Source organism: Desulfuromonadales bacterium (genome assembly GCA_035620395.1).
Lineage (GTDB): Bacteria > Desulfobacterota > Desulfuromonadia > Desulfuromonadales > DASPGW01 > DASPGW01.
Window position 1 is genome coordinate 1 of the sequence record DASPGW010000109.1, and the last position, 4,917, is coordinate 4,917.

Here is a 4,917-nt window from a genome sequence, read left to right on the forward strand (position 1 = left end):
CGTAGGGGTAGTACCCCGCTTCTGCTTCCCCCTCGATCGCCATCTCCAGTTCCAGCGCCGCCTGCCCCTCGTAACTGATCCGGTCGCGCAGGCCGCAGAGGGCGGCGACGGCGTCGAAGAGCCGGCCGCAACTCGAGGTGAGCGGGCTGTTCACCCCTTTCTCGATCATCTGCAGCAGCAGCCGGCGCTCCGGCTCCGGAATCGCCGCGACCACCGGCAGCGGCGGCAGGTCGTTGCCGTAGGTGTGGTGCAGGCAGCTCAGGGCCATGCGGAACGGCTCCCGCGTCGCCGCGTCGCCGCCGGGCATCGGCAGGTAGGCGAAATGCCCCACCCGCCGGTAGCCGCGATAATCCCCGACCAGGAACTCCCCGCCCCAGATCCTGCCGTCGGCTCCGTAGCCGATGCCGTCGAAGATCACGCCGATCGCTTCCCCTGCCACCCCGTGCTCGGCCAGGCAGCTCGCCAGGTGGGCGTGGTGGTGCTGCACCGCCACCCTGCGGACCCCGGCAATCCCCTCGGCATAGCGGGTCGAGTGGTAGTCGGGGTGCAGGTCGTGCGCGACGATCTGCGGCTTAAGTTCGAGAATCCGCTGCAGGTGGCCGATGGTTCGTTCGAAGGAGGCGCAGGCCGCGGCGTTCTGCAGATCGCCGATGTGCTGACTGAGAAACGCCCGGTCGTCCCGGGTGAGGCAGACGGCGTTCTTCAGTTCGGCCCCCAGCGCCAGCACGGAGGGCTGCGGACGGGGGAGGAAAATGCCCCGCGGCACGTAGCCGCGGGAGCGGCGCAGCAGCAGCGCCTTGCCGGCCATGACCCGGGCAATGGAGTCGTCGGTGCGGGTCTCGATGCGCCGGTCATGAACGAGGAAGGCATCGGCAATGCCGGCAAGCCTTGCGGCCGCCTCGCCGTCCTCATAGACGATCGGCTCGTCGGAGCGGTTGCCGCTGGTCATCACCAGCGCCGGGAACGAATCCTTGAGCAGCAGGTAGTGCAGGGGCGTATAGGGGAGCATCACGCCGAAGTAGCGGTTGCGCGGGGCGACCGCCGGCGACAGGGGATGCCCGGCCTTCTGCCGCAGCAGCACGATGGGGCGCTCGACGCCGCCGAGCAGGCGCAGCTCGCCCTCGTCGGCGTCGGCGTAGCGGAGGATGTCGGCGGCGGAATACGACATCAGGGCGAAGGGCTTCTCGTCGCGGCTTTTCCGCCGGCGCAGCTCGCGCACCGCCGCATCGTTGGCCGCATCGACCGCCAGATGGTAGCCGCCCAGCCCCTTCACCGCAACGATCTGCCCCTGCCGCAGCAATCCGATAGCCGCCGCGACCGGGTCTTCGGCGGCCAGCGGGCGCCCCTGGCCGTCGAGCAGCCTCAGCTGCGGGCCGCACTCCGGGCAGGCGTTGGGCTGGGCGTGGAAGCGGCGCGCGGCGGGATCGTCATACTCGGCCCGGCAGGCCGCACACAGGGGAAAATCGACCATGGTGGTATGGCGGCGGTCGTAGGGAATGGCGGTGACGATGCTGTAGCGCGGCCCGCAGTTGGTGCAGTTGATGAAGGGGTAGCGGTAGCGGCGGTCCGCCGGGTCGAAGAGCTCGTCGAGGCAGTCGGGGCAGACGCAGGTATCGGGGGCGATCTGCGCCCTCTTCGCCGCTCCTCCTTCGCTCTCGCGGATGACGAAGCCCGCCGCGCCGGAGGCCGGCAGGTCGGCCATCTCGAAGCGGGAGATCGAGGCGAGGGGCGGGATATCCTCGCGCAGCGCCCAGAGAAAACCGGCCAACCGGTGCAGCGGACCTTCCGCCTCGACGGTCACGCCGCGACTGTCGTTGCGCACCCAGCCGGCCACCCCCCACTTGCGGGCGGCCTGGTAGACGAAGGGACGAAAGCCCACCCCCTGGACGATCCCTTCAATGGAAATTCTCTTGCGCTGCAAATCGCTCATTACACACCCTGCGGACGAGAAGTTTTGCTCTTTTTTACCACCGCCGGGAGGTGCAGGGCAACGGGCAATGATACGAATGGACATCCACCTGCCTCTTGTGGAACAACTCAAGACAGGTCCTGGTCCCCCGGCTATTGGTAGAGGTTGAGACGCTACAGGGAGAAAGCAGGGTCGGTTGCTGGCTGGAAAGTCCCTCGAATATCTGAGAACTTGCTATTGGATGATTAATCCCCGGCCGCTAAACTCTGACAGATGTCCGAAAAGTTGTGGTTCGCAGGACAAGTTACCTGGCGCTGTTATTATTTCCCGAGGAGCGTCGAGAGGGTTTGCACTCCTTGCGGGATCTCATTGATACTGACTCCGCCAAATCCTAACAACAGCTTATTTGTCCCAGGACTCCCCGAAGCGAAGAAATCGGAAAATGGCAATAGCCGACAGCCCTTCTGTTTTGCCCGATCTATCAACCCGGCTTCATTGGTCAGGCCGTCGGTCAATTCAAGTACGACATGGAGGCCTGCTCCCTGGCCAATCACCCTGACACTCGATCTGAAAGATTGCTCGATCGCCTTCAGCATTACACCATGCTTCTTCCGATAAAAGATCCGGCAACGGCGGAGGTGCTGGTCCCAGTGCCCCCGCTCCATGAACAGGATCATCGCCCTTTGTACGAGCAGAGGGACGGGACAGAGATAATTGCGGAAAAGTCGCTTGTAGTCATCCACCATGGTGCGCGGGAGAACCATGTAACTCAGGCGCAACGACGGAGAGAATACCTTGGAGAAGGTTCCCATATAAATGATGTTGCCTTGGGAATGCAATCCCTGAAGTGAGGATATCGGCTTCCCGACATAGCGAAGCTCACTGTCGTAATCGTCTTCGATGATCAGCCTTTCTCCCTGTTTCGACCAGGAGATCAGTTCCAACCGGCTGGCCACCGGCATCACATGCCCCAGCGGCATTTGGTGCGACGGGGTGATATAAGCAACGGTGCACGCACTCGCCTTGAGTTCGTTCAGGTCGAGTCCGCTGGGACCGATATCGATGGGTGCAATAGTGAAGCCTTGATTGCGGAAGAGCTCACGCGGAAGAGGATAACCGGGGTTCTCTACGGCTACAGAGCGGTGCCGGCCTCTGATGAGTTGTGTAACCACGTCCAGACCCTGCTGCAATCCGGAACAGACCACGATCTGGTCGGGCGAACAGTGCACGCCGCGTGAACGTTCCAGATAATTTTGAAGATTGCAACGCAAGCCCCATTCTCCCTGTGGCTCGCTATACTGAGAAAAAGCCCCGGCGTCTGATCGAAGCCCATCAATGAGGCATTTACGCCAGAGAGCCGAGGGGAAAATATCCGGGTCGAGTCGTGCAGGATGAAAGTCGTAGCGGTAACGTTCCGCCAGTTTGGGATGAAGGTCCTGTTGCGGCGAAACCGTATGATCTATTAAGGTGAGTTCCTGATCAATGCTCGAAACATAGTATCCGCTTCGCGCCTGGCTGTAGAGATACCCCTCGGCGCACAATTCCTGGAGAGCGCCCTCGACCGTATTGCGGCTTGTTTCCAGCTCAACGGCCAGTTCGCGAATCGAGGGGAGCCTGGAATGCGCCGGGAGTTCGCCTGTCAGGACCTGGTCGCGAATCTGCTGGTAGAGCTGTCGATAAAGTGGCGTGACGTCATCGGCGTTCAGAGTAAACACGACTTCACCTCAAGCAAAGGGAACGGTTCGGAATTACGAGCCGCTTTGCGTGGAAGACCCAAGTTTCCGGGGGGGTGGGACTTTTCCAGGTATCTGAGAAATCATCTGCCCCCATGTTTTTTTCGTGAATTGTACCTTTTGATGGGGTCAGCAATCAAATACTCTATGGCTGTCTTCAGCCAAGAACCCCATTCACGACAGGAGATTGAGTATGATCCCGGAAAAATTGCAAGAGATTCTCAAAACAGATGGTGTTGTCGCAATCGCCACTCTGGGCAAGGATGGACCACACATGGTCAATACCTGGAACAGCTACATCCGCATCTCACCCGAAGGCCGCATGCTGATTCCTGCCGGCTACATGCACAAGACGGAAGAAAACATCAAGCACAATCCCGAGGTGTTGATCACCCTCGGCAGCAGCAAAGTCAAGGGCCTGCATGGAACCGGGGCCGGGTTTCTGATCAAGGGGAAGGCGGCATTCGTGACATCCGGCCCCGACTACGATGCCTTGAAATCGACATTTAGCTGGCTGCGGGCAACTCTCACCGTCACAATCGACTCCGCTACCCAGACGTGGTGATAAATCCTCTGCCGGGAAGGTCAACATTTGACGCCACCTACTCAAGGAGCACGCTAATGAACAGCAAGGAAACGGTTCTCGAAGTGCTACGCAACGCAGGTCAACCCCTCAATGCGGGCAAGATAGCCGAGCTTGGCGGGTTGGACCGAAAGGAAGTTGACAAGGCGATGGAGCAGTTGAAAAAGGAGGAAAAGATTGTTTCGCCGAAGCGGTGTTATTGGACGCCGGCCTAGCTAAATGCCCTCCGCCTCAGTTCAGGGTGTCACAGCAGTTATTTCAGGCAATGCAAGCAAGTCAGAATCGGCTGGTCAGTAAGAAAATCCCTAGATCCGGCGGCCGAGGGTTTTTAGTGCCTGAGAGACGGTAAAATGTTGATAGGGAAATGTCCGCCAATGCTCGCAGACTGCGAGCGCATCGTTGACTTCAGCCACAGAAGGCCCATCTTGATGGAGGAGTGACATGGTCAAGCCAGCAAAGAACACGATTTGCCTTTGGTACGATGGCGACGCCGAGGCCGCGGCGCATTTTTACGCCAAGACCTTTCCCGATTCGTCCGTAGGGGCCGTGTACCGCGCCCCGGGAGACTTCCCTTCCGGGAAGAAAGGGGATGTGTTGACGGTTTGGTTTACCGTGATGGGCATTCCCTGCCTCGGGCTCAACGGCGGCCCCGAGTTCAAGCACAACGAAGCATTCTCTTTTCAGATCGCAAC

Annotated in this window: 5 protein-coding genes; 3 read left to right on the forward strand and 2 right to left on the reverse strand. The window is 60.2% G+C overall.

Annotated features, from left to right (window positions below):
- Window positions 1–1,930: carbamoyltransferase HypF (gene hypF / locus VD811_06080; GenBank protein HXV20539.1), on the reverse strand; the 1,930-nt coding region annotated here is incomplete at its 3' end.
- A gap of 299 nt (window positions 1,931–2,229) precedes the next feature.
- Entirely contained in the window at window positions 2,230–3,624 is a 1,395-nt protein-coding gene (locus VD811_06085; protein HXV20540.1) for a PLP-dependent aminotransferase family protein, read from the reverse strand.
- Window positions 3,625–3,835: 211 nt separating this feature from the next.
- Here VD811_06085 and VD811_06090 point away from each other — a divergent pair, with 211 nt between their 5' ends.
- From VD811_06090 to VD811_06100, 3 genes are all read left to right on the forward strand, one after another.
- Window positions 3,836–4,207 (forward strand): pyridoxamine 5'-phosphate oxidase family protein, encoded by a 372-nt coding sequence (locus VD811_06090; GenBank protein HXV20541.1) that lies wholly within the window; start codon window positions 3,836–3,838, stop codon window positions 4,205–4,207.
- A 56-nt stretch (window positions 4,208–4,263) separates the two neighbouring features.
- The gene (locus VD811_06095; protein ID HXV20542.1) at window positions 4,264–4,440 is read left to right on the forward strand and encodes a MarR family transcriptional regulator; all 177 of its coding nucleotides are present in this window, start codon (window positions 4,264–4,266) and stop codon (window positions 4,438–4,440) included.
- A 226-nt stretch (window positions 4,441–4,666) separates the two neighbouring features.
- Window positions 4,667–4,917: VOC family protein (locus VD811_06100; GenBank protein HXV20543.1), on the forward strand; the 251-nt coding region annotated here is incomplete at its 3' end.